Consider the following 22912-nt stretch of genomic DNA (forward strand, 5'->3'; position numbering starts at 1 on the left):
TCCGGACAGTCTAGTTCCCGCCCGGCCCCGCCGCCACAGGGATTAGTCTTCGGCGCTGCGGGAAATGCGGATCATTTCCTCACGCGGCACAACCTTGATGCGTTCACGCACGACGCCGGTGTCCGCTTCCGCTTCGGTCCACGCCTTCCCGAGGGCTGCTTCGTGCGCGTCGAGCCTGTTCCAGCCTTCCCAGGTGGTGTACTCCACGCCGCGCTCCTCGAGCAGGGCGATGATGGCGTGCGGGTCCGGGTTCTGCGCGGGCGGCAGGGTCAGCCGGTCTTCGAGCAGGCAGCCTATGGTCTCCAGGGCATCCCCCTTCGTGTGCCCGATCAGGCCCACCGGCCCGCGCTTGATCCAGCCGGTGGCATAGATCCCCGGGACGGGATTCCCCGCTTCATCCAGCACGCGGCCGCCCTCGTTGGGGATCACACCTGCCTTGGCGTCGTATTCCAGTTCATCCAGCGGGGAACCGTGGTACCCGATGGCCCGGTAGACAGCCTGGACGGGGTAGTCGATGTACTCCCCGGTGCCCTTGACGTTGCCCGTGCCGTCCAGCTGCATCCGTTCAAACTTGATGCCCGCAACCCTGCCCGTGCCCGCGGAGTTGCCCGCGGCATCGTAAATCTCCACCGGGCTGTGCAGGAAGTGCAGGTGGAGCCGGCGGGAGGAAGGCACCTCGGCCTCGGTGTGCTCCTCGACCAGCCAGTTGGTCATCGTATTGACCATGGTCTTGGTCTGGTTGTTGGTCCGGATGGCTTCCTCGGAGGCTTCGTCGAACTCGAAATCCTCCGGGTAGAGCACAATGTCAACGTCCTTGGCATGGCTCAGTTCACGCAGTTCCAGCGGGGTGAACTTGACCTGGGCGGGGCCGCGGCGGCCGAAGACGTGGACGTCGGTAACCGGGGACTTCTTCAGCGCCTGGTAGACGTTGTCCGGGATTTCCGTGGACAGCAGTTCGTCGGCGTGCTTGACCAGCATGCGGGCCACGTCCAGGGCCACGTTGCCGTTGCCGATCACGGCGATTTCCTTGGCATCCAGCGGCCATTCGCGCGGCACGTCGGGGTGGCCGTCGTACCAGGAGACGAAGTCCGCGCCGCCGAAGGAGCCTTCAAGCTCGACGCCGGGTACGTTGAGGTCGGCGTCCTTGATGGCTCCCGTGGAGAAGATCACGGCATCATAGAAGGCGCGGAAATCGTGGAGTTTCAGGTCGCGGCCGTACGTCACATTGCCGAGGAAGCGGATGTCGCCGCGGTCCAGGACCTTGTGCAGGGCGTTGACGATGCCCTTGATGCGCGGGTGGTCCGGGGCCACGCCGTAGCGGATCAGGCCGTACGGGGCGGGATAGGCCTCGAAGAGGTCGATGCTGACCTCGAAGTCGCCGTCTTTGACTTCATTGGACTTGGTCAGGATGTCCGCGGCATAGACGCCGGCCGGTCCGGCGCCGACGATCGCGACGCGGAGGGGACGTTTGGGAGTGGTTTCGGCCGAATTGGACACCGGGAGCCCTTCTGGAACTGAGAGACGGCGCCAGGTCACTTAGCGCACAATTCCCCCATTCTAATTGCTCAGCCGGCTTTCTTCGGGGAGCTGTTGATGGATACGACGTCGCCTTCGCGGTACAGCATGGCGCGCAGTTCCGCTTCCGCCGAACCGGTCCGGCGGGGGTCGATGGTCTCCCCCGCGGAAAAGTGGTCCAACAGCCGCGGATCCACGTAGCTCTTCCGGGCGATCGACGGCGTGTTCCCCAGCACCGCGGCAGCGTCCTGCATCGCAAGGCTGATGGCGCGCTTCTTCGCAGCCACCGTCGCCTGCGGCCCGGTGCGGGCCAGGCTGACGGCTGCCGCCACGGTGCCGCGGAGGGTGCGGAAGTCCTTGGCGGTGAAGTCCGCGCCCGTGCGTTCCTTGACGTACTCGTTGATTTCCGCGCTGCCTACAGGGTGCCAGCTGCGCCCGTTCCTGTACGCCAGCAGCCTGGCGTTCCCGCCGCGGCGCTTCAGCGAGCGGACCAGGGCGGCGAGGTCGGCGTCGTCGATCTCCGAATCCCAGGTCTTGCCGCTCTTCGCGGGGAAACTGAGCCGGAGGCTGTCCTGCTTGACCTTCACGTGGGCGCACAGCAGGGTGGCCAGGCCGTGGCTGCCGTTCTCGTTGGTGTACCGCTCCGATCCCACCCGCAGTGAACCGCTGTCCAGCATCCTGAAGGCACCCGCCAGGACACGCTCGCGCGAGAACCCCTCACTCCGGAGGTCCAGGGTGACCAGCCTGCGTGCGGTCGGCAGGGATTCGGCGAGCTGAAGGGCACGGTCGAACTTGAGCCGGTCCTTCTTTTCCCGCCAGGCCGGATGGTAGATGTACTGCCGGCGGCCCACGGCGTCGAACCCCGTCGCCTGGATGTGGCCGTTGTCGTAGGGCGCGATCCACACATCGGTCCAGGCCGGCGGGATGCCGATGCTTTCCAGCCGCTCCCGCACGGGGCCCGGCGGAAGCGTGGAACCGTCAAGGTCGCGGTACGTAAAGCCGGTTCCCGCGGCCAGGCGCCGGTAGCCCCTGCCCGAGGCGTTGCTGTGGCGGAGCCTCATCGTGCGGCCCGCTCAGGATGCGAATTCATAGTGGTAAGCGTACTGAGTACCGCAAGTCCCCGGGACACCGCTTGCGGGGAATCTGTACCGTGTTGGCGGAATACCGTCCACGGAGGTGGTGTTATGGATCGTGTGCCTATACCCGACGGAACCGCCCCAGCATCTGCCCTGACCACCACGGGTGCGCCCGCTCCCGGCGGGCATTCCGGTGGCACGTCCGGACTGCCGCCCCGCCCCGGCGTCGTTCTTAAGGCGGTGGACAAGGACACGACGGCGGGTGTCCTCTTCGGGATCGGCGCTTACGGGCTCTGGGGGCTTCTGCCCCTGTACTTCTTCGTACTGCAGCCCGCCGGTGCGGTGGAAATCGTGGCCAACCGGGTGGTGTGGTCGCTGGTGTTCTGCACACTGCTGATCACGGTCACCCGTTCATGGCGTGTCCTGGCGGCTGCCTTCCGGGACCGGACCGTCCTCGGCCCGTTGTCCATCGCCGCGGCCCTTATCGCCGTCAACTGGCTGACGTACACCTACGGCGTGACCACCGGCCAGGCCGTGGAGGCGTCCCTGGGTTACTTCATCAACCCGCTCGTCTCAGTCCTGCTGGGCGTGTTCGTGCTGAAGGAAACGCTGCGTCCGCTCCAATGGGCCGCCGTCGGAATCGGCTTTGTTGCCGTGGTGGTCCTGACGATTTCCTACGGCAAGCTCCCGTGGATCGCGCTGACGCTGGCCTTCAGCTTCGGGCTGTACGGGTTCGTGAAGAAACGGATCGGGCCCAAGGCCGATGCCGTCACCAGCCTGACGATGGAGACCGTGGTGCTGACTCCCTTGGCGGCCGCCACGATGATCTACCTGGCAGTCAGCGGCACCAACACGCTTGGGACGCAGGGCCCCGGGCACTTCTGGCTGCTGGTTGCTTCGGGCGTGATCACGGCCGTGCCGCTGCTGTTCTTCGGAGCCTCCGCGCGCCGCCTGCCCATGACCACCATCGGGCTGCTGCAGTACTTTGCCCCGGTGCTGCAGTTCATCGTTGCCCTGGTGGTGTTCAGGGAAACCATGACCCTGGACCGCTGGATCGGCTTCGGTGTGGTCTGGCTTGCGCTGGTGGTGTTGACCGTGGACATGCTGGCAGCGACCCGCCGGAACTCCGTGGCGCGGAAGCGTGCCCTGGCCGGAGCGCCAACGGGCAGCTAAGCCCTGCCACTGGGCCGCTCAGCTGGGGTGGTGAGCAGGCCGGGTCAGGGAGCCATGGCGGTGTCCACCCGCTCGTACTCGCGCGGAATAACCACCATGGGCACCGGCAGCGCCCGGAGCACTTTGTTGGCCGTGCTGCCGATGAACAGCTTGTTCCGCTCGGCCAGGCGCGAGGACCCGACGATCAGGATCTCCCCGTCATCCCACTCGAGGTCGTCGATGCACTCCTCGATGGTGCGGCCGTGGGCCACTTCCACCGTGACCTTGTGTCCTTCGGGGAGCCTGCGCGAGGCTTCGGTGAGCACGGTGTTGGCGTGGATGTGGGCCGCGTTGACCACTTCTCCCGGATCCCCTTCTGCGTCCAGCTCCACCAGGGAGACCATGCGCAGCGGAACGCCACGTCGCTCGGCGGATCCGATGGCGACGTCGATGGCGGCATCCGCCCCGGGCCGCTGTCCGACGGCGAGTGTCAGCCGGGATATGGCCTCGGTCCGGCGGTACCCGCGCGGGGCCAGCGCCACAGGCACCGGCGAGGCGTGCAGGAGCGCGTTCGCCACGCTGCCCACGGTGTGGCGTTTGAACAGCCCGTTGCTTGCCGCGCCCACCACGATGAGTCCGGCTTCGATATCGACGGCGGCCTCGATCAGTCCCGCGGCGAACGACTCGGCGTGGCGAACGTGGAATTCGACGGGCACGTCGGCCGGGACCAGGCCAAGCCCTTCGCGCTGCGCGTCCTGCACAGCCTTCTCGCGGGCGAGGTCATGGCCGCTCGCCACCTCGTGCGCAACGTGCAGGCCCCTGTCCACCACATAGACGAGGTCGAGCTGAGCGCCCTGTGCCTTGGCCAACGCGGACGCCAGGGCAACTGCATCGGCGCCGCGCTCGTTTGGTGTGTAGCCAACTACGTATCGCATGGGTGATACCCCTCTTTGGGTCTGGGGCAGAATCCAGCCTCGCTCGGGGTTTCCGGGCGACGTCGGCCGGTCTGCGTTCCTGCAGTGGTACTGCTGACTCTAGCCCACAGCGGCTCAAATCAGAGGTGACATTCGGCCCGAAAAACAATCCATGGACACCCGCACCGGCGGCACAAACGGAAGAGCCGCGGACGGTCGGTCCGCGGCTCTTCGGTTGGCGCCCGGGTGCCCGGATCAGGCACCCGGGTGGAGTCCCAGTGGTTGGGCCCTGGTGGGGTCCCGGGTCTTGGTGGGGTGTTAGGCGTGTGCCTTGATGGCGGCGGCCAGCACCTCGAGGCCGTCCAGCAGCAGCTCATCGCCGATGACCAGCGGCGGCAGCAGCCGGATGACGTTGCCGTAGGTGCCGCAGGTGAGGATGATGACACCCTCCTTGAGGCAGGCGGCGGCAACGGCCTTGGTCAGTTCCGGGTTCGGTTCCTTGGAGCCGGCCTGGACGAGCTCGATGGCCAGCATGGCGCCGCGGCCGCGGATGTCGCCTATGACGGACACTTCACCCTGCAGTTCGCGGAGCCGGCCGGTGGCCAGTTCTTCAATGTGCTTGGCGCGGGCGTTGAGGTCGTATTCTTCCATGGAGCCGATGGACGCCAGTGCCGCGGCGCAGGCAACCGGGTTGCCGCCGTAGGTACCGCCGAGGCCGCCCGGGTGGACGGCGTCGAGCAGGTCGGCGCGGCCGGTGATCGCGGACAGCGGCATACCGCCGGCGATGCCCTTGGCCATGGTGATGATGTCCGGGACTACACCCTCGTGGTTGACGGCGAACCATTCGCCCGTGCGGCAGAAGCCGGACTGGACCTCGTCCGCAATGAAGACAATGCCCTTCTCTTTGGCCCAGGCCGCCAGTGCCGGAAGGAAGCCGTCGGCCGGGACAATGAAGCCGCCCTCGCCCTGGATCGGTTCGATGATGATGGCAGCAACCTGCTCGCCGCCGATCTGCTTCTCAATCGCGGTGATGGCGCGCTTGGCGGCCTCGGCACCGGTGATCGCCGGGTTTTCCTCGCGGAACGGGTAGCTCATCGGCATGCGGTAGACCTCGGGCGCAAACGGGCCGAAGTTGGTCTTGTACGGCATGGCCTTAGCGGTGAGTGCCATGGTCAGGTTGGTGCGCCCGTGGTAGGCGTGGTCAAAGGCGACGACGGCATCGCGGCCGGTGGCCAGGCGGGCCACCTTGACGGCGTTTTCCACGGCCTCGGCGCCGGAGTTGAACAGCACCGTGCGCTTCTCGTGGTCGCCCGGGGTGAGGCGGTTCAGCTGCTCGGCGACGGCCACATAGCCCTCGTACGGGGTAACCATGAAGCAGGTGTGGGTGAAGTGCTCCACGGCTTCCTTCACGGCGCCGACGACGGCGGGATCGGACGCACCGACGCTCGTTACGGCGATGCCGGAGCCGAGGTCGATGAAGGAGTTGCCGTCGACGTCGTGGATGATGCCGCCGTCTGCGTCGGAAACAAAGACGGGGACGCTGGAGGCGACGCCGGCAGCCACGACGGCCTTGCGGCGCTCGGTCAGGGCGACGGACTTGGGGCCCGGGAAGTCCGCCTGGACGCGGCGCTTCTGCTCGAGACGGTAGGTGATGTCAGGGGCGGTTGCAGTCATGGGAATGCCTTTCTGGTGGGTGCCGGTCCGGGTCTCGACTAGCTCGACCACCGGGTGGGATGGGTTCAGGGGGTGCGGGTTACGCGTCGAGTGCGCTCATCACGTGCTTGATGCGCGTGTAGTCCTCGACGCCGTACATGGAGAGGTCCTTGCCGTAGCCGGACTGTTTGAAGCCGCCGTGCGGCATTTCTGCGGTCAGCAGGATGTGGGTGTTGATCCACACCGCGCCGAAGTCCAGGTCGCGGCTGACGCGCATGGCCGTGCCGTGGTCCGTGGTCCAGACGCTGGAGGCCAGGGCGTAGTCGACGTCGTTCGCCAGCTCCACGGCTTCAGCCTCGGTGCTGAACTTCTGGACGGTGATGACGGGGCCGAAGGTTTCCTTCTGGACGACGTCATCCGTCTGCTTCGCCCCGGTGATGATGGTGGGTTCGAAGAAGAAGCCCTTCTCCCCCGCGCGGTGGCCGCCGGTGACAATCTTGCAGTTCTCCGGCAGGTGCTCCACCACCGACGTCACGGCGTTGAAGTGGTTCACGTTGTTCAGCGGGCCGAAGTAGTTGTCTTCGTCGTTCTGCGAGCCGGTGTGCAGGGTCTTGGTGTGTTCCACCATGGCTGCCACGACGTCGTCGTGGACGGAGTCCTCGACGAGCACCCGGGTGATGGCCGTGCAGTCCTGGCCCGCGTTGAAGAAGGCAAACTCTGCGATGGCCGCCGCGCTCTTCTTGATGTCGGCATCCTTGAAGACGATGGCCGGGGCTTTGCCGCCGAGCTCCAGGTGTGCCCGTTTGAGGCCCTTGGCCGCTCCAGAAGCCACCGCGATGCCGGCGCGGACGGATCCGGTGATCGACACGAGGCCGGGGACCTTGTGCTCCACCATCATGGCGCCGGTTTCGCCGGTGCCGAGGACAACGTTGAGAACGCCTGCCGGGAAGATCCCACCGGCCAGGCGGGCCAGGACCAGGGTGGATTCCGGCGTGGTGTCCGAAGGCTTCAGCACCACGGTGTTGCCGGCGGCGAGCGCGGGGCCGATCTTCCAGATGGCCATCAGGAACGGATAGTTCCAGGGGGCAACCTGGGCCACGACGCCGATGGGCTCGCGGCGCACGTAGGAGGTGTGGCCTTCGAAGTACTCGCCGGCGGACTTGCCTTCGAGGATGCGGGCGGCGCCGGCGAAGAAGCGGAGCTGGTCGGCGCCCGCGGCGACCTCCTCGGAGGCGATGAGGCTGCGGACCTGGCCGGTGTTGCGGTGCTGGGCTTCAACGAGTTCGTCGCTGTTGGCCTCGACGGCGTCGGCAAGCTTGAGGAGCATCAGCTGCCTCTGGCCCGGGGTGACGTGCTTCCAGGACTTGAACGCCTCGCTGGCTGCCGTCATGGCGGCGTCGACGTCGGCCTGCACGGAGATGGGCGACTTGGCCACCACCTCACCGTTCGCAGGGTTCACGATATCCAGCAGTCCGGTGCCGGCGGGCGTGACGAACTCGCCGTTGATGAAGTTCTGCAAGGTTTGGACCACGGTGTTCAACCTCTTTCATGCGGGTTTCTGGAACCGGTTCTGCAACCGGCGCAGTATTGCGACTGCTCATGAGCCTATGCCAGGGCCGGTAGGCAGGGAATAGCCACCTGCACACCATCCCCGGAATCCTTTAGTGCGGTTGCCCAGCACGCGGCTATCCTGATTTCATGGCAATTTCCCTCGCCGCCCTGCTGGGCGTCCAGTCGCTCCAGCTCGTGAAATCCGGCCTCGCCGAAACCACGTGGCACCAGGACATCCAGTGGGTCGCCGTCACCGAGCAGGAAGACCCGCAGCGCTTCCTCAACGGCGGCGAGCTGGTGCTCACCACGGGCATGCGGCTGAAGTCCGCCCCGGAGCAGCGCCGTTTCGTGCGGCAGGTGCAGCGGGCGGGCGCGGTGGGGATCGGCTTCGGGATCGGACTGACGCACGAGGCCGTTCCGCCGGCGCTGATCGCCGAGGCCAACCGCTGGGGCCTTCCCGTCGTGGAAGTTCCCTACGAGACGCCCTTTATTGCGATCACCAAGCTGGTGGCGGACGCCCAGTCCGCGGACCACTACGCCAAGCTGGAACGGCTCATTGCGGGCCATCAGATCCTGGCCCGTGCCCTGCTCACCGGCGGAGGCCTGGCCGAGCTCCTCAAGAACCTCGGCTCCATGCTGCGCACGGACATTGTGCTGACCCAGTTCACCGCCCAGCTCTACAACAGCGTGCCCGGCAACCCCGCGCCCGCGGCGGAGACGTGGGCGTCCTATCCCATCCCCACCGGCCGGCGCGACGCGTGCACCCTTTGGGTCCGGCAGCCTTTCGAGGACACCGGCATCGTGGGGTACGCACAGAACCTGATCAGCGTGGAACTGAACAACATGGTCAAGCAACGGCAGGCCCAGCGGGCACTGTCGGGGCAGGTCCTGGAGGACGTGATCCACGGGACGTTGGAGGCCAGCGAGGCGTCCCGGCGGCTCGCCGGCATCGGCGTCAACAGCACCCGGAAGAACGTTGTCCTGCTGGCCGAGTCCGCCGCGCATCCCAAGCAGCTGGTGAGTTCCTCAATGCCCCGGCCGCTCGAGCACGGGGTGACTGCCGTCGTCGGGAAGGACCTGGTGGTTGTTGTCACGGACGACGGAAGCGGCGCCAGCGCACTCGCCAGGAGCCTCAGCGACCATCTTGCCGAGGCGGGCATCCATGCCACGATCGGCATCGGCGGCGCCTACACCAAACCCAACGGGTTGCGCTGGAGCTACTTCGAGGCCCGGGATGCGGCGAGCCACGGCCTGCCCGTCAACGAGCCCGAACGGCTCAGCCTGACGTCGCTGCTCCTGGCCAGCGAAGATGTGCCGCTGGCGGACATGGCGAACGAGTCCCTCAACCCGCTTCGGAACTTCGACGCCCTGCACGGAGCCGAGCTGATGACCACATTGGAAAGCTACCTGAACAACAACGGCTCAGTGGCCGCCGTCGCTGAAGCGCTGACGCTGCACCGCAACACCGTCAGGTACCGGCTGGCACAGATTACCGAACTGACAGGCTACGACCCCGCCCAGACCCAGGACCGGGTGCAGCTCTGGCTTGCCCTGGCGGTCCAGCGGCTGAACCATCGCCAGCAGCGGTAGGAAGCGTATTTCTTGAGTCTTCCGGAGATGTTTGCCACATCTTTACAAACATCAAACGTCTAACGTCTAATGTTTAAGCATGGCAACCACGACGACGGCACCCCCCGGAACTGACACCTCACCCGCCGCGACAGCCGGGGCAGCCCGGCCGCGCGCCGTCGTCGTCCTCGGAATCATTGCCGTGGTGCTGATCGGACTGAACCTTCGCGCCGGCATCACCGGGGCCTCCGCGCTCCTCCACGACCTCCAGGAAGTCCTGGGCTACGGGGCGTTCATTGCCGCCGTCATCCCCTCCGTTCCAACCCTGTGTTTTGCGGTCGCCGGCGCAGCCACGTCCTGGCTGACGCGCCGGATGGGCGTGGAGAAAGCGATCCTGCTCGCACTGGGAATGCTGGCCGCCGGGCTCCTGCTGCGCGGCATCCCGTCCACGGGCATGCTGCTGGCCGGCACGGTGGTAGGGATGTCCGGGCTCGCCGTCTGCAACGTGGCCATGCCGTCGTTCATCCGTGAGCACTATGCGCACCGCACCTCCCTCATGACGGCGCTGTACACGGTCACCATGACCACGGGCGCCACGGTCACCGCCGTGCTGGTGGTTCCGGTGGCGCAACTCCTGGGCTCCGCCTCCGCGGGCCTGGGCGCCATCGGCCTGCTGTCCGTCGCAGCCTTCCTGGGTTTCCTGCCGGTAGCACTCCACGCACACCGGAACGCCACACCTGGCCGGGGCACCAATATTTCCCCGTGGCCGCTCCTGCGGACCCGGAAGGGCGCACTGCTCACCGCAATTTTCACGCTCCAGGCGCTCCTCGCCTACGCCGTGCTCAGCTGGTTCCCGTACATGCTCACCACCACCGGGCTGACGGCGACGGACAGCGGGCTGATGTTCGGACTGATGCAGCTGGTCTCCGTGCCGGCCGGCATGGTGCTGATCGCCATCGGGTCCCGGCCGCGGATGCTGCGCCCGGCTTTCTACCTCGCCAGCGTCACCATGCTCTTTGGCGTCGCCGCCCTGATGCTGCTGCCTGCCGCGCTGGCCGCCGTCCCGGCAGTGCTGCTGGGGTTCGGCCTCGGCATCTTCCCGCTGGTCATGGTGATGATCAGCCGCAGCGGGCGCACGACGGCGGAAACCACTGCCATGTCCACGCTGGCACAGTCGGTGGGCTACCTGCTCGCCACGGCAGGCCCGTTCGGCATGGGCCTGCTGCACAGCGCCACCGGCGGCTGGACGGTACCCTTGGTGTTGCTGCTCGCCATCGCCCTGGCCCAGATCGTGGTGGGGCACCTACTGACGGCAAGGACCCGGCCATGACCCTCACAGCTTCGCACCGGCCCGTACTAGCCGACGAAATCACGGACAAGCTTCGCGAAATGATCCACTCGGGTGAATGGCAGCTGCAGCAGAAGATCCCCGCCGAGCCGGAGCTGATGGCCCGGCTGGGCGTCTCCCGCGGCACGCTGCGCGAGGCCATCAAGGCACTGGCCCACAGCGGAATGCTGGAAGTCCGCCGCGGCGACGGCACCTACGTCCGGGCAACCAGCGAGATCTCCGGCGCGGCACAGCGCATGTACAAGGACCACACCCAGGAACACATCCTCGAGGTCCGCGTCGGTCTGGACACACAGGCGGCGCGGCTGGCAGCCCGCAACGCCAAACCGGAACACATTGCCGCCATGAAAGCCCTGCTCACCGAGCGCCGCGACGCCTGGAACTCCGAGGACTACGCCGCCTGGGCCCGTGCCGACTGGAATTTCCACGTGCTGGTGGCACAGGCATCCGGTAATCCGCTGCTGCACGAGCTGTACGTCAGTTTCGGCGGCGTGTTCCATGCGGACCTGCTTCGCCAACAGCGCCGCAGCGGCTTCAACGGGCTCCCTGACGAAGGACACGGCGAGCTGGTGGACGCCATCGAGGCGCACGATGAAGCCGCTGCCGTGGACAGCGTCAACCGGAACCTGAACTCCTGCGCGGAGTGGCTCGGGGTGTAGCCGGGGCTGCAGCCGTTCAGCGGGAGGCCGGGTAAATCAGTAGGCTTAGCTGTTTGGGGAGTTCCCGTCCCGGCCTCAGCCGGATTGGGCGTCCCGTTCTTGCACGCTGACGAATTGGAGTACCCCTTGGCCAGATCAGTCGACATCCCTGCGGACGGCAAACGCCCGGACCCCTGGGCAGACGGCCTGGGCAGGGTGGGCGTTCGCTCGGCCCAGATCCTGCTGATCCTCACCGTTGTGGTGGTCTCCGTCTTTGCACTGCTGCAGATCCGCCTGCTGGTCATTCCCGTGCTGATCGCCCTGATCCTTGCAGCCGCCATCGCACCGTTCGTCAACCTCCTGAAGCGCCGGGGCCTGCCCGGCGCAGCGGCAACGGCGGTGGCTTTCGTGGCCCTCCTCGCCGTGCTGAGCGGCGTCACCACGGTTATTGTTGCCTCCATCCGCAGCCAGTGGGGCGAACTGGTGAGCCAGGCATCGTCTGGCCTGGACGAGCTGCAGTCCTTCCTGCTCAACGGCCCCATTCCCGTGGACGGCGAGCAGATCGAGCAGGCCCGCGCAGCCATCGTGGACTTCGCCGCCAGCAGCCAGGTCCGCTCCGGAGCCATCACCGGACTTTCCGTCATCACCGAGTTCCTTGCCGGGGCCAGCCTGATGGTGGTGATCCTGTTCTTCTTCCTCAAGGACGGGACCGGCATCTGGAATTTCTTCCTGCGGCCCTACACCGGCGCCCGCGAGGCCAAGCTGCGCCGCTCGGGCGCACGCACCATTCAGGTCCTGGGCGATTACGTGCGCGGGACGGCCATCGTTGCCCTGGTGGACACCCTGGCAATCGGCACTGCGCTGCTGATCCTGCATGTTCCGCTGGCCATCCCGCTGGCCATCATCGTCTTCATCGGCGCCTTCGTCCCGATCGTCGGCGCCACGGTAGCGGGCATCCTCGCCGCGCTGGTGGCGCTGGTGGCCAACGGACCCGTCGTTGCGCTGGTTGTGGTGATCGTGGTCATCGCCGTCAACCAGCTTGAGGGCAATCTGCTTCAACCCGTGGTGATGGGCAAGTCCCTGCAACTGCATGCTTTGGTAATCCTGCTGGCCTTGACTGCGGGAACCATCCTCGCCGGCATCATCGGCGCCGTGCTCTCCGTGCCCCTGGCCGCCGTGGTCTGGGCGATCATCCAGGTCTGGACAACTGACGAAAAGGACCAAGCCCCCGCGGGCTCCGCAACCACTGAACGCGGCAGTGACGAAGGGGAGCCCGCGGACCCGGACCTCGCTGTCGCGGACGGCAGCAGGTCCTGACCCGGGCACCGGCAGACCCGGGCACCAGCCGGTCCGGCCCGGCAGATGCCCGGGGCCAGCCCGGCAACTGCCCGGGGTCGGCCTGGTAAGCCCTAGCTGGAACGGTGCAGCAGGCCCTGCAGGACGTTCTTCGGCCGCTGCATTTCGCCATGCTGTGCACCCAGGACGATAACCCAGCCGGCAAATACCGGGATGGCCCACTGCAGGATTTTCAGCTGCTTCTGGGCCGCCTGCAGTTCATCCGAAGCGCCGGGCTTCGGCTCAGTTGCACCTTCCGCACCTTCACCGGCGAGCTTCTCCACCTTGGAGCCCAAAATTCCCGCGTACAAGGTGACCGCGGCGCCAGCCAGGGTGACCGCCGTCTTGTAGACGTTGAGAGTGGCCACGCCTTCCTGCGCCGCCGTCCGGCCCTTGTTCTCCCAAGTGATGGCCAGTCCTGAGAGAAGATGCGCCGCGAAGGCACCCGCCTGCACGGGGGCCCATCTCTTCCAGCCCAGGCTGGAGAGCCTGGTGCGCTCAGCCGGATCCTTGGCCGCAGCTGCCGCTCCATTAAGTCCGATCGCGCCCATGAGTGAGCCACCGAACCACGCCCCGGCGGTCAGGTCGTGAATTGATCGGGCAACGAGATTTCCTGCCATGATGATGTTCCTAACGTGAGTGCGGATACCGAAGTTATAGTAAGCACACTTATCAATATCTTGGTAGGGTGAATGATGCGTAGAATCAGCGACATGAACGGATCCGGGACGCTTTTCGGTTGGGCTTTTGGCGAACTCTCACGGTCCGGGGATGAGGCGTATCTGGACGAACTGCGCCGCGACGCACTCGCCAACGCCACCCAGGATGCCATCACGCGCGGCTTCGGCGTCGAGGAGGGCACCGAAACCTACACGGTCATCAACCCGGGCGAAACCCTCGCGGATGTCCACCCGGCACCGGAGCAACTCATTGTCCGGTGCACCGTGAAACTTACCGGCCCGGGCGCCGACAGGGTCCATGCCGAAGGCCCCATGAACGGCTAGTGATGGCGGACGAAGACACGGCCATCGGCGAAGCCGCCGACGCGGCCGAGGCGGTGTCGAACACCAAGGCCCTGAACGTCGTCGCGCGTTCCGGTTTTGCCGTCATGGCCGTGCTTCACATCGTGATCGGAGCCATCGCCATCGCCTTGGCATTGGGCAAGCCCGGGCAGGCCGAACCGACGGGAGCCATCGAGCAGCTTGCCGCGAATCCGTGGGGTCCCGCAGTGATGTGGGCCGGGCTGATCGGCTGCGCAGGCCTGGCGCTGTGGCAGCTCAGCGAAGCCACCCTCCGGGCCCGCCACCTCCCGGCCGGCCAACGGCTCGGAAAGCTGGTCTCATCCGGTTTCCTGGCTGTAGCGTACGGCAGCGTGGGGCTCACCTTTGCGGGTTTCGCGGTTGGAATGCGCGGCGACTCGGGCGATTCCACGAGGGACTTCAGCACGGCTGTGGTGCGCGGCCCCCTGGGGGTTCCGGCGCTCATCGCGCTGGGGCTGACCGTGATCGGCGTCGGAATCTATTTCATCGTCAAGGGCGTCCGGAAGCAGTTCAAGGAAGAGTTACGTCATTTCGAAGGAACCAGGCGCGGGCGCGTGATCAGCGGGCTGGGCGTCACCGGCCATGTGGCGAAGGGCGTCGCCCTCATCCTGGCGGGACTGCTGTTCGTGGTGGCAGCCGCCACCAACCGGCCCGGCGAATCAACCGGGCTGGATGGCAGCCTCAAGGCACTGCGGGACCACCCCGCGGGGCCTTACCTCCTGGCGGCCATTGCGGCCGGCCTTATTAGCTACGGACTGTTCGCCCTGGTCCGCGCCAGATTTGGCCGCATGTAGGCTGGCACAACCGAGCACGGAGCACAGAAAGCGAGCACACGATGGCTACTGTTTCCAAGAGTTTCCTCACACCTCCGGCCGACGTCTGGAACGTCATCGCCGACGGCTGGCTGTACTCGGGCTGGGTGGTGGGCGCGTCAAGGATCAGGGATGTGGACGCGTTGTGGCCTGCTGCCGACGCGGTGCTGCACCATTCGGTCGGGGCGTGGCCGCTGCTGATCAACGACAAAACGACAGTGACGGCGTCGGATCCGGGGAAGTCCCTCGAGCTGATCGCACGGGGCTGGCCCCTGGGCGAGGCCAAGGTGGTGATCACGCTGGAACCGGAGGAAACCGGGTGCAAGGTGACCATTGCCGAGGACGCCACCAAAGGCCCGGGCCGGAAGATCCCCAAGTTCATCCGGGACCCGCTGATCACGGTCAGGAACACGGAAACGTTGAACCGGCTGGAGCTCATGGCCGCCGGCGGGGCTGGCAACTAGGTTCAGGCAGCCAATCTAAGCGCGAACAGGCAGCTATTGACGCCAACCGTGCGGTTTGCGGTCAGCAGCTGCCTGTTCGCGCTAGAGAAGGTTCGCGCTAGACCTGTGCGGCCACTCCGTCGCGGGAGATGGACACCATGTCCTCGCGCGGCACAACCTTGACCCGTTCGCGCGCAACCTCCACGCCGTGTGATCCGGTCTCGGTGGCCTTTTCGCCGAGGGTGCGTTCGTGCGCGTCCAGTGCCAGCCAGCCTTCCCAGCTGGTGTACTTCACGCCGCGGTTTTCCAGCAGTTCGACGACGGCGTCCGGCTCCGGTGATGCGGCGAGCGGAAGGTTCGCACGGTCTTCCAGCAGGTAGGTCACGGTCTCCAGGGCGTCGCCTTTGGTGTGGCCGATCAGGCCGACCGGGCCGCGCTTGATCCAGCCGGTGGCGTAGATGCCCGGCACGTGGGTGCCGGCAGCGTCCAGGACGCGGCCGCCGTCGTTCGGTACAACACCCTTCTTGTGGTCGAACTCGACCTCCGGGAGGGCGGAACCGAAGTAGCCGATCGCGCGGTACACGGCCTGGACCGGGTAGTCCACGAACTCGCCGGTGCCGCGGGCGTTGCCCGTCCCGTCCAGCTCGGTGCGCTCGAACTTGATGCCGGCAACGCGGCCGGGGGTCTCGGCGTCGTCGTACACCTCAACCGGGCTGTGCAGGAAGTGCAGGTGCAGGCGGCGGGAGGCTGTGAGCTCGGAAAGGTCCTCCGGCTGCTCGGCGATCCAGTTGGTGAGCGTGCCGACCATGGTCTTAGTCTGGTTGTTGCTCTGGACCTGGCGGTCGGATTCCTCGTCGAACTCGAAGTCCTCCGGGTACAGGATGATGTCCACGTCCTTGGAGTGGGCCAGTTCGCGCAGTTCCAGCGGGGTGAACTTCACCTGGGCCGGGCCCCGGCGGCCGAACACGTGAACATCCGTGACGGGCGAGGACTTCAGGCCGGCGTAGACGTTGTCCGGGATCTCGGAGACCAGGAGGTCGTCGGCGTGCTTGGAGAGCATGCGGGCCACGTCCAGTGCCACGTTGCCGTTGCCGATCACGGCGATTTCCTTGGCATCCAGCGGCCATTCGCGGGACACGTCGGGGTGGCCGTCGTACCAGGACACGAAGTCGGCGCCGCCGAAGGAGCCTTCGAGTTCGATGCCCGGGATGTTCAGGTCCGCGTCCTTGATGGCGCCGGTGGCGAAGATGACGGCGTCGTAGTGGGTGCGGAGGTCCTCGATGGAGAGGTCCGTGCCGTAGTCCACGTTACCGAAGAAGCGGATGTCGCCCCGGTCCAGGACCTTGTGCAGCGCGTTGACGATGCCCTTGATGCGCGGGTGGTCGGGGGCCACGCCGTAGCGGATCAGGCCGTAGGGCGCCGGGTAGCGGTCAAAGAGGTCGATGCTCACGGTCAGCTCGCCGCTCTTGACGGCTTCGCTCTTGGTGAGGATGTCTGCGGCGTAGACGCCGGCGGGGCCGGAACCCACGACGGCGACCCGGAGCGGGCGGGCGGCAGAACCTACGGTGGTGCTAGTTGACACGGCTGTGTTCCTTTTTTCTGTCACGAGTCTTCGGGCTACTTGGTCAGTACGCGGGGGCGGTTCGGGGTGGTGGTGCTGTAGTCGGCGGTCTTGAAGTGCGACGGCGCGAACGGGCTGACGCGGACAACGTCACCGATCACGATCACCGCGGGATTCGCGACGCCGGCGGCCTCGGCCTGGTCAGCGATGGAACCGACAGTGCCGATGGTCACGCGCTGATTGGGCAAATAGCCGTTCTCAACGATGCCAACTGGAGTGTCCTGAGGCAAACCGGCAGCGGCCAGGGCTGCGGTGGATTCGCGGAGCTGGCCCACTCCCATGAGCAGCACGATGGTGTGGTCTGCCCGCGCCGGGACCTCGGAGAGTTCCTCGTGGCCGGTGACCACGCTGAAGCCCTTGGCCAGGCCTCGGTGCGTAACGGGAATGCCGGCTGCTGCGGGAACGGATATCGCTGACGTCACGCCGGAGACTACTTCAACCTCGACGCCGTGCTGGCGGCAGAACTCGGCTTCTTCGCCGCCGCGTCCCAGCACGTAGGGGTCGCCACCCTTGAGCCGGACCACCCGGTGGCCTTTGAGTGCCTCTTCCACGAGGATCCGGTTGATCTCGGCCTGCGGCACGGGATGGTGGCCGGGGGTCTTGCCCACCTCGATGACGCGGACGTCCGGGGCGAGTTCGTTCAGCAGTTCGCGGGGGCCCAGTCGGTCCGCCACCACGACGTCGGCCTGGCCGAGGAGCCTGCGGCCGCGGACGGTGATGAGCCCGGTGTCGCCGGGACCGCCGCCCACCAGGGCAACGCTTCCCCGGTGCGCCCGCTGGCGGCGCAGCGGGAGGTCGCCGGTTTCCAGCGCGGTGGCCACGGCGTCACGCAAGGCCATGGCCCGGCGCGGGTCTCCCCCGGCGTTCACGGCGATCTGCACGTCATCCACGACGGCAACGGCGGGAGTCCAGGCGGCGGAGGCTTCGTGGTCGGAGGCATTGACGCACCAGACGCGCTGCGCTTCGGCCTCGGCCGAAACCTGGGCGTCCACGGCGGAATCGCCGGTGGCTGTCTGAACGAACCAGACGCCGTCGACGTCGGACGAACGGTAGGGGCGCTGCTCCCAGGTGAGGAGGCCGGCGTCGGCCATTTCCATGAGTCCCGCGGAGGCAGCGGGGGCAACCACGGTTACCCGGGCACCGGCGTCGAGCAGTCCTTTGGCGCGGCGCGTGGCCACCGGCCCGCCGCCCACAACCAGTGCGGGGCGGCCCAGCAGGCGCAGTGCCGTGGGGTAGATGTCCTGAATTGCCATGGATCAACGGTATGGCCGCGTCATATTCCGGAACAACGGCGCGGAAACACCAGTTCACGTGAGGTAACGCTGCGTCACATTGCTTGTGCGCTCATTCGGCGGCCGGCGGTCCCTGCGTCAAAGCCTGGTTCAGCAGGGCGTTGGCCGTCCACCGCATCGAGGCAACGGCAGCGTCCCTGCTCAGGCCGCCCACATCGGTCAGCCACACCAGCGACTCGATGCCGGTGGCGCTGCGGATCGCAAGGACCAGCCGATGGATCTCCGCATCGGACAGCTCAGGCTGCAACGGGGCAAGTGCCTCGGTGATCCAGGCTATGGCGCGGCCCTGGCGCAGCGGCAGGCTTTGTTCCTGGCCGCCCGCGGGTTCCAGCGAGAGCCGCAGCATCGTGCGCTGCTGCGCCTCCGTTTCGATGATCATCCCGGTGAACTCACGCACCACGGCATCCAGGCGCTCGGCCACGTCCGCCGGCGGATTGTCAGGCAGCATTGACGTCCGCGCAGTCTCCGGATGGGCGGCCGCGAGCAATTCCCGCTGCCCCGGGAAGTAGCGGTAGGCAGTACTGCGTGCGACACCGGCCACAAGCGCGGCCTCATCCACGGTGGGTGTCGCACCGGACGCGACGAGTTGGCGCGCCGCGGCAACCAAAGCTTCACGGGTGCGGCGCTTCTGACCGGTGCGCCCGACGTCGGCGTAGGCTCTTGACATGTCCTTCATGGTACTCCAGTCTTGTTATGGGACATGAGTCCCATAAGTCTTTCGACCAGTATCGAGGCGACTCACCATGGAGACGAAGAAAGTTGCATCCGCCCTAGTGCTCCAGCCCGGAGAGGGAGCCCGCCGCTGGTTCTTCGGCGGCGGCGTGCAGACCTGGAAAGCCACGGAGGAGGACACCGCGGGCGCGTTCCTGCTCTTCGAAGATGAGATGGCCCTGAATAAGGTCACTCCGCTGCACACCCATCCCGACTCGGACGAGACCATGTACGTCCTGGCCGGAGAGATCCTGATGAACATGGACGGCACGGAGCACCGGGTCGCCGCAGGCGGAGTGACCATCGCGCCCAGGGGTGTTCCGCACGCGTTCAAAGTCACCCAGGCGGGGACCCGGGTGCTCTGCCTGCACACACCGGGCGGCGCGCAGGCGTTCTACTTTGGCGCGAGCGAGCCCATTGGCCCCGATGATGATGCTGCAGCGCGGGTGGCGGACTTCGATCGGATCCGCGAATCCGGGCGTGTGAACGGCGGCATTGAGATCATCGGGCCGCCTCCGTTTCCGGGGGCGGCAGGTTTCCCGAAGCAGTGACCTAGTCAGCCGCGGTCCCCGGGTTCAGGCGGGTGGCGCCGGGGAACCTGTCCGGCGAGGTACAGCCCCCGGACTGCGATCAGCCGTTCCAGGTACCGGCGCAGCACCAGCTTCTCCGCGATCCGCCCCAAGGGCCCGAACGGAGCCGTGAACTCCACCCTGTCCGTCATGATGCTGCCCGTGGCGGTGGCTTCGAACTCGTGGACGTGACGGAACGACTGGAACGGCCCGCGGACCTGCTCGTCCACGAACCGTGCGGGGTACTCCAGCGACGTGATGCGGCTGGTCATGCGGACCGGCAGCCCGAAGTGCCGGGCCCGCCAGGTCACTTCCTGCCCCTCCCGGATCAGGCCGGACGTTACGCCCGCCACGGCCCGCTCCCCTGCGTCGGCCTGGGAGTCCAGGTGCGCGTCGATGCTCCGCGCGAGGTCGAACAGTTGTTCCCGGTTCAGGGCGGATTCAGTGCGGCACACGAAGCTGACGGTCATGGCGCCAGTCTGCCAGACTCCCCTCGCGCAGTCGGTGGCGCGCGTCGCCGCCGTCGTGGGGCACTTTGACGCCGGTTCGGCCCGCAGGAGGCTCAAGTCGCGGCGTGTCCGTGTCGAAGTGCCCCATTTAGGCCGCCGGCGCACCTCACCGAGACAGAAACAGCAGAGCCCGACGGCGGGACTCGCCGTCGGGCTCTGCTGTTGCGTGTGCGGCCGACCCTAGCGGGTGCTGCCGGCAAGGAGGCCCCGGCGGCGGAGGAGTCGCTTTTCAATCGGTGCGAACACCAGCAGTTCGATCAGGATGCCGACGGCCAGGATCAGCAGGATGGCCGACATCACGATGGTCATGTCCGCCAGGTCACGGCCCTGGTTCAGCATGGAGCCCAAGCCGAAGCCGATCGTGCCGCCAACCGCAATGATTTCCGCGGCCATGAGGGACCGCCAGGAGAAAGCCCACCCCTGCTTCAAGCCACTCAGATAGCCCGGCAAGGCCGCAGGAAGGACGATCTGGAGGGCCATCTGCAGCCGGTTGGCGCCCAGCACCGTGCCCACGCTGCGGTACTGCGGCGGGATCTGGTCCACACCGGAAATCAGGCCGTTGATGATGGACGGGATGGCGCCCATGAACACCACGAAGTACACCGTGGCATCGGTGAGGCCGAACCAGATGATGGCTGCGGGCACCCAGGCCACGGACGGCAGCACCTGCAGCCCGGAGATGAGCGGACCGAAGGCGCGGCGCAGCGGGGCCACCTGTGCCAGCAGGAGTCCGATCGGCGTGGCAATGACCACGCTGATCAGGAAGCCGACGATTCCGCGCTGCAGCGACGTCCAGACGGCTTCCTGCAGTGAACCGTCGGCCCACAGGGTGCCGAACTGGCCGAGCACGTCCAGCGGTCCTGGCACCAGGTCGCGCCGTTTCAGGCCGAGCGAAACGTAGAACTGCCACGCCAGGACGAGCACCACGAGCGCGGCCACCGGGAGCAGGACGCGGCTCCAGTCGACGCGCGCCGCACGGGCTGCGTCCGACTGTAGGGAATCTAGTCCGGATTCCAGCTCGCGCAGGTCCTCGTTGCCGGTGGAGGAACGCGTCAAGGCAGCGTGCACCTTGCGGGTTTCGGGTGCAGCGCTGGATGCCTCGCCGTTAACGGGGGCTTCGGCCAAGGGCGTTGGGTTACTTGGCATGGCGGCGGATCTCCTCTCGCAGCCGGGCGGTGATGACCCCGGTCAGCTGTCCGGCAAGACCGGCGTCGGTACGGTGTTCCTCGGTGACGTTCCATTCCTGGACCACCCGGCCGGGGCGGGAGGACAGCAGGAGCACCCGCTGGCCCAGCCGGACGGCTTCGCGGACGTTGTGCGTCACAAAGACGATAGTGCGGCCGGTTTCCTTCCAGATCCGTTCCAGTTCGTCGTGGAGGAGGTCGCGGGTGATGGCGTCCAGGGCGGCGAACGGCTCGTCCATGAGCAGCAACTGCCGGTCCTGGGCCAGCGAACGGGCCAGCGAGACGCGCTGGCGCATGCCGCCGGAGAGTTCGTGCGGACGCTTGTCGCCGGCTCCGCCCAGGTGGACCAGGTCCAGGAGTTCGTTGGCCTTGGTGCGCCGCCCGGCCTTGCCCACGCCTCGCAGCTTCAGGGCGAGTTCGATGTTTTCCCGGGCCGTCAGCCAGGGGAAGAGGGCGGCGTCCTGGAACATAAAGGCTGCGCCGTCGCTGGGTACCTCAAGGGCGCCCGACGTCGGGAGCTCCAGTCCCGCCATGATGTTCAGCAGGGTTGACTTGCCGCAGCCGGAGGCGCCGAGGAGGGCGACGAACTCGCCTTGCGCGATGCTGGCGTTGACGTCGTCCAGCACCGGGGCGCCGTCGCCGAAGCGTTTGCCCAGGTTTTCCAGTACGACTGGCATGGTCCTGTCCTTACGTTGAGGGGTCTGGAGACGGTGCTAGGAGGAGGTGCTTAGGGTGGTGCGGCCGCTTAGTCGTTGCCGAGTCCGGCGGCGGAGACCTTGCTGCCGCCTGTTTCGGCGGTGACGCTGTTCAGGGCGGTGAGGTCGAAGATGCCGTTGACGTCCGCCTGCTTGGTGGTGCCGGCCTTCACCCCGTCCTCAAGCAGCTTTTTGTAGGTTCCGGCCAGCGGATCCACGGTGAAGACAATGTTCTTCAGGGACCGCTCAATGACGTCGGCCGGGAGTTCGGCGCTTCCGAATTCCTTCAGCGCGGCATTCAGCACGCCCGCCTTTTCCGCGGCGGCCGCGGAGTTGAGCCAGGCCACGGACTCGGCGTGGCCCTTCAGCAGGGCTTTGACGGTGTCCGGGTGGTCAGCGGCGAACTTCTTGTTCACGATCAGGATGGTGGTGGGGAACTCGCCCGGCTTGCCCGTCAGCGACCCGTCCCACAAATCCTTCTCGTCCACCAGGACCTTCGCGCCGGCCTGCAACACCAGCCGGGACGCCCACGGTTCCGGCAGCCACGCGCCGTCGAGCTTGCCGTCCTGGAACAGCTTCAGCGTCTGCGCGTTCTCGGTCGGGTTGATCGCCACATCCCCGCTGCCGTCCGTGTTCGTCTTGTACCCCTGCCCGGCGAGCCAGGCGCGCAGCGCCACGTCCTGGGTCCCGCCCAGCTGCGGCGTAGACAGGGTCTTGCCCCTCAGAGCCGCGGCCGAGCCGATCTCCGGCTTCACCACCAGCTGGGCGCCGCCCGCCGCGGCGCCGGCAATGATGCTCACGGACTCGCCCCGGCTCTTCACGAAGGAGTTGATCGCCGGGTTCGGTCCGATATACGTGGCGTCGATCGCGCCGGCGTTCAGCGCCTCGATCGCGGCCGGACCGGCATTGAACACCTGCGTGCTCAGCTTCGTCCCGCCCAGGCTCCCGGCAATGAAACCTTCCTTCACCCCCACCAGCGCCGGGGCGTGCGTGACGTTGCCGAAGAAGCCAAGCTTCAACTCCGCGGCAGGCGCGGGGGCGGCTGCCTGGGCTGAGGAATCACGGGAAAGGGTTGACGCCACCACGGCACCGGCGGCAATAAGCAGCACCAGGCCGAGGGCAACCAGGACCTCCACGGCGCGCTTGCGCTTCGGGTTGTTGCTCTCTCCTGCCACGATGCGGATCATTCCGGGCTGGGGACTTGTCATTGTTTCACCATAGGGAGTGACATAAACCCGTTCAATGACGCGGAAACGGGGGGTCACGCAGGTTCATCTAGCGTCAT

22 protein-coding genes are annotated in these 22912 nt (G+C 66.8%); 9 read left to right on the forward strand and 13 right to left on the reverse strand.

Annotation, left to right across the window (positions count from 1 at the left end; translation table 11 throughout):
* Positions 1–42: 42 nt before the first annotated feature.
* Positions 43–1497 (reverse strand): FAD-dependent oxidoreductase, encoded by a 1455-nt coding sequence (locus JOE41_RS05505; RefSeq protein WP_209751309.1) that lies wholly within the window; start codon positions 1495–1497, stop codon positions 43–45.
* A 68-nt stretch (positions 1498–1565) separates the two neighbouring features.
* Positions 1566–2576 carry a DNA topoisomerase IB gene (locus JOE41_RS05510; protein WP_209751311.1) on the reverse strand — a complete coding sequence of 337 codons (1011 nt, stop codon included), beginning with the start codon at positions 2574–2576 and terminating at the stop codon, positions 1566–1568.
* Between the two features lie 123 nt (positions 2577–2699).
* Between JOE41_RS05510 and rarD the strand changes: the two genes are divergently transcribed.
* Entirely contained in the window at positions 2700–3764 is a 1065-nt protein-coding gene (gene rarD / locus JOE41_RS05515) for an EamA family transporter RarD (protein WP_245200634.1), read from the forward strand.
* Between the two features lie 44 nt (positions 3765–3808).
* On the opposite strand, the gene JOE41_RS05520 is transcribed toward rarD, so the two are convergent.
* The 3 genes from JOE41_RS05520 to JOE41_RS05530 all read right to left on the reverse strand — a co-directional run bounded on the left by JOE41_RS05520 (position 3809) and on the right by JOE41_RS05530 (position 7841).
* The gene (locus JOE41_RS05520; protein ID WP_011692923.1) at positions 3809–4678 is read right to left on the reverse strand and encodes a universal stress protein; all 870 of its coding nucleotides are present in this window, start codon (positions 4676–4678) and stop codon (positions 3809–3811) included.
* 297 nt (positions 4679–4975) lie between these two features.
* Positions 4976–6331: a 4-aminobutyrate--2-oxoglutarate transaminase gene (gene gabT / locus JOE41_RS05525; RefSeq protein ID WP_043430919.1), complete on the reverse strand. Its 1356-nt coding sequence runs from the start codon at positions 6329–6331 to the stop codon at positions 4976–4978.
* Between the two features lie 79 nt (positions 6332–6410).
* The gene (locus JOE41_RS05530; RefSeq protein WP_209751313.1) at positions 6411–7841 is read right to left on the reverse strand and encodes a gamma-aminobutyraldehyde dehydrogenase; all 1431 of its coding nucleotides are present in this window, start codon (positions 7839–7841) and stop codon (positions 6411–6413) included.
* Between the two features lie 167 nt (positions 7842–8008).
* Between JOE41_RS05530 and JOE41_RS05535 the strand changes: the two genes are divergently transcribed.
* From JOE41_RS05535 to JOE41_RS05550, 4 genes are all read left to right on the forward strand, one after another.
* Complete coding sequence (locus JOE41_RS05535) at positions 8009–9451, forward strand: PucR family transcriptional regulator (RefSeq protein ID WP_209751315.1); 1443 nt, start codon at positions 8009–8011, stop codon at positions 9449–9451.
* A 79-nt stretch (positions 9452–9530) separates the two neighbouring features.
* On the forward strand, positions 9531–10760 hold the full coding sequence (locus tag JOE41_RS05540; RefSeq protein WP_209751317.1) for an MFS transporter: 1230 nt from the start codon (positions 9531–9533) through the stop codon (positions 10758–10760).
* The gene (locus tag JOE41_RS05545; RefSeq protein WP_209751319.1) at positions 10757–11437 is read left to right on the forward strand and encodes a FadR/GntR family transcriptional regulator; all 681 of its coding nucleotides are present in this window, start codon (positions 10757–10759) and stop codon (positions 11435–11437) included. The genes JOE41_RS05540 and JOE41_RS05545 overlap by 4 nt, the downstream gene beginning before the upstream one ends.
* A gap of 126 nt (positions 11438–11563) precedes the next feature.
* Entirely contained in the window at positions 11564–12733 is a 1170-nt protein-coding gene (locus tag JOE41_RS05550; protein ID WP_209751328.1) for an AI-2E family transporter, read from the forward strand.
* Positions 12734–12825: 92 nt separating this feature from the next.
* Here JOE41_RS05550 and JOE41_RS05555 read toward each other — a convergent pair whose 3' ends face one another.
* Positions 12826–13371, reverse strand: a complete 546-nt coding sequence (locus JOE41_RS05555; protein ID WP_011692936.1) for a hypothetical protein — start codon at positions 13369–13371, stop codon at positions 12826–12828.
* A gap of 93 nt (positions 13372–13464) precedes the next feature.
* On the opposite strand from JOE41_RS05555, the gene JOE41_RS05560 reads away from it, so the two are divergent.
* Genes JOE41_RS05560 through JOE41_RS05570 form a run of 3 tightly spaced genes read left to right on the forward strand, consistent with a single transcriptional unit; the run spans position 13465 to position 15067 of the window.
* A complete protein-coding gene (locus JOE41_RS05560) occupies positions 13465–13755 on the forward strand; it encodes a hypothetical protein (RefSeq protein WP_245200636.1) in 291 nt (96 codons plus the stop codon).
* 2 nt (positions 13756–13757) lie between these two features.
* Positions 13758–14585 (forward strand): DUF1206 domain-containing protein, encoded by an 828-nt coding sequence (locus JOE41_RS05565; RefSeq protein ID WP_209751333.1) that lies wholly within the window; start codon positions 13758–13760, stop codon positions 14583–14585.
* Positions 14586–14626: 41 nt separating this feature from the next.
* The gene (locus tag JOE41_RS05570; RefSeq protein WP_011692939.1) at positions 14627–15067 is read left to right on the forward strand and encodes an SRPBCC family protein; all 441 of its coding nucleotides are present in this window, start codon (positions 14627–14629) and stop codon (positions 15065–15067) included.
* A 97-nt stretch (positions 15068–15164) separates the two neighbouring features.
* Here the strand turns inward: JOE41_RS05570 and JOE41_RS05575 are convergent, their stop codons facing one another.
* The 3 genes from JOE41_RS05575 to JOE41_RS05585 form a co-directional block, all read right to left on the reverse strand.
* Positions 15165–16628: an FAD-dependent oxidoreductase gene (locus JOE41_RS05575; RefSeq protein WP_043429966.1), complete on the reverse strand. Its 1464-nt coding sequence runs from the start codon at positions 16626–16628 to the stop codon at positions 15165–15167.
* A 35-nt stretch (positions 16629–16663) separates the two neighbouring features.
* Positions 16664–17920 (reverse strand): uroporphyrinogen-III C-methyltransferase, encoded by a 1257-nt coding sequence (cobA, locus tag JOE41_RS05580; protein ID WP_209751335.1) that lies wholly within the window; start codon positions 17918–17920, stop codon positions 16664–16666.
* A gap of 91 nt (positions 17921–18011) precedes the next feature.
* Entirely contained in the window at positions 18012–18626 is a 615-nt protein-coding gene (locus JOE41_RS05585; RefSeq protein ID WP_043430923.1) for a TetR/AcrR family transcriptional regulator, read from the reverse strand.
* 76 nt (positions 18627–18702) lie between these two features.
* Between JOE41_RS05585 and JOE41_RS05590 the strand changes: the two genes are divergently transcribed.
* A complete protein-coding gene (locus JOE41_RS05590) occupies positions 18703–19221 on the forward strand; it encodes a cupin domain-containing protein (protein ID WP_209751337.1) in 519 nt (172 codons plus the stop codon).
* A gap of 5 nt (positions 19222–19226) precedes the next feature.
* Here JOE41_RS05590 and JOE41_RS05595 read toward each other — a convergent pair whose 3' ends face one another.
* The 4 genes from JOE41_RS05595 to JOE41_RS05610 form a co-directional block, all read right to left on the reverse strand.
* Positions 19227–19709 carry an SRPBCC family protein gene (locus JOE41_RS05595; protein ID WP_209751338.1) on the reverse strand — a complete coding sequence of 161 codons (483 nt, stop codon included), beginning with the start codon at positions 19707–19709 and terminating at the stop codon, positions 19227–19229.
* Positions 19710–19928: 219 nt separating this feature from the next.
* Positions 19929–20894: an ABC transporter permease gene (locus JOE41_RS05600; protein WP_209751340.1), complete on the reverse strand. Its 966-nt coding sequence runs from the start codon at positions 20892–20894 to the stop codon at positions 19929–19931.
* On the reverse strand, positions 20884–21609 hold the full coding sequence (locus JOE41_RS05605) for an ABC transporter ATP-binding protein (RefSeq protein ID WP_011692946.1): 726 nt from the start codon (positions 21607–21609) through the stop codon (positions 20884–20886). The genes JOE41_RS05600 and JOE41_RS05605 overlap by 11 nt, the downstream gene beginning before the upstream one ends.
* Before the next feature lie 68 nt (positions 21610–21677).
* Positions 21678–22835, reverse strand: coding sequence for an ABC transporter substrate-binding protein (locus tag JOE41_RS05610; protein WP_245200637.1), 1158 nt, complete (start codon positions 22833–22835; stop codon positions 21678–21680).
* Positions 22836–22912: the final 77 nt, after the last annotated feature.

This window comes from Arthrobacter sp. PvP103 (genome assembly GCF_017833075.1).
GTDB lineage: Bacteria > Actinomycetota > Actinomycetes > Actinomycetales > Micrococcaceae > Arthrobacter.

Bases quoted from the DNA above. Each gene is read 5' to 3' on its own strand.
- JOE41_RS05510 (WP_209751311.1), bottom strand. From the start codon at position 2,576: ATGAGGCTCCGCCACAGCAACGCCTCGGGCAGGGGCTACCGGCGCCTG.
- rarD (WP_245200634.1), top strand. From the start codon at position 2,700: ATGGATCGTGTGCCTATACCCGACGGAACCGCCCCAGCATCTGCCCTG.
- JOE41_RS05520 (WP_011692923.1), bottom strand. From the start codon at position 4,678: ATGCGATACGTAGTTGGCTACACACCAAACGAGCGCGGCGCCGATGCA.
- gabT (WP_043430919.1), bottom strand. From the start codon at position 6,331: ATGACTGCAACCGCCCCTGACATCACCTACCGTCTCGAGCAGAAGCGC.
- JOE41_RS05535 (WP_209751315.1), top strand. From the start codon at position 8,009: ATGGCAATTTCCCTCGCCGCCCTGCTGGGCGTCCAGTCGCTCCAGCTC.
- JOE41_RS05540 (WP_209751317.1), top strand. From the start codon at position 9,531: ATGGCAACCACGACGACGGCACCCCCCGGAACTGACACCTCACCCGCC.
- JOE41_RS05545 (WP_209751319.1), top strand. From the start codon at position 10,757: ATGACCCTCACAGCTTCGCACCGGCCCGTACTAGCCGACGAAATCACG.
- JOE41_RS05555 (WP_011692936.1), bottom strand. From the start codon at position 13,371: ATGGCAGGAAATCTCGTTGCCCGATCAATTCACGACCTGACCGCCGGG.
- JOE41_RS05560 (WP_245200636.1), top strand. From the start codon at position 13,465: ATGAACGGATCCGGGACGCTTTTCGGTTGGGCTTTTGGCGAACTCTCA.
- JOE41_RS05565 (WP_209751333.1), top strand. From the start codon at position 13,758: ATGGCGGACGAAGACACGGCCATCGGCGAAGCCGCCGACGCGGCCGAG.
- JOE41_RS05570 (WP_011692939.1), top strand. From the start codon at position 14,627: ATGGCTACTGTTTCCAAGAGTTTCCTCACACCTCCGGCCGACGTCTGG.
- cobA (WP_209751335.1), bottom strand. From the start codon at position 17,920: ATGGCAATTCAGGACATCTACCCCACGGCACTGCGCCTGCTGGGCCGC.
- JOE41_RS05585 (WP_043430923.1), bottom strand. From the start codon at position 18,626: ATGTCAAGAGCCTACGCCGACGTCGGGCGCACCGGTCAGAAGCGCCGC.
- JOE41_RS05590 (WP_209751337.1), top strand. From the start codon at position 18,703: ATGGAGACGAAGAAAGTTGCATCCGCCCTAGTGCTCCAGCCCGGAGAG.
- JOE41_RS05595 (WP_209751338.1), bottom strand. From the start codon at position 19,709: ATGACCGTCAGCTTCGTGTGCCGCACTGAATCCGCCCTGAACCGGGAA.
- JOE41_RS05600 (WP_209751340.1), bottom strand. From the start codon at position 20,894: ATGCCAAGTAACCCAACGCCCTTGGCCGAAGCCCCCGTTAACGGCGAG.
- JOE41_RS05605 (WP_011692946.1), bottom strand. From the start codon at position 21,609: ATGCCAGTCGTACTGGAAAACCTGGGCAAACGCTTCGGCGACGGCGCC.
- JOE41_RS05610 (WP_245200637.1), bottom strand. From the start codon at position 22,835: ATGACAAGTCCCCAGCCCGGAATGATCCGCATCGTGGCAGGAGAGAGC.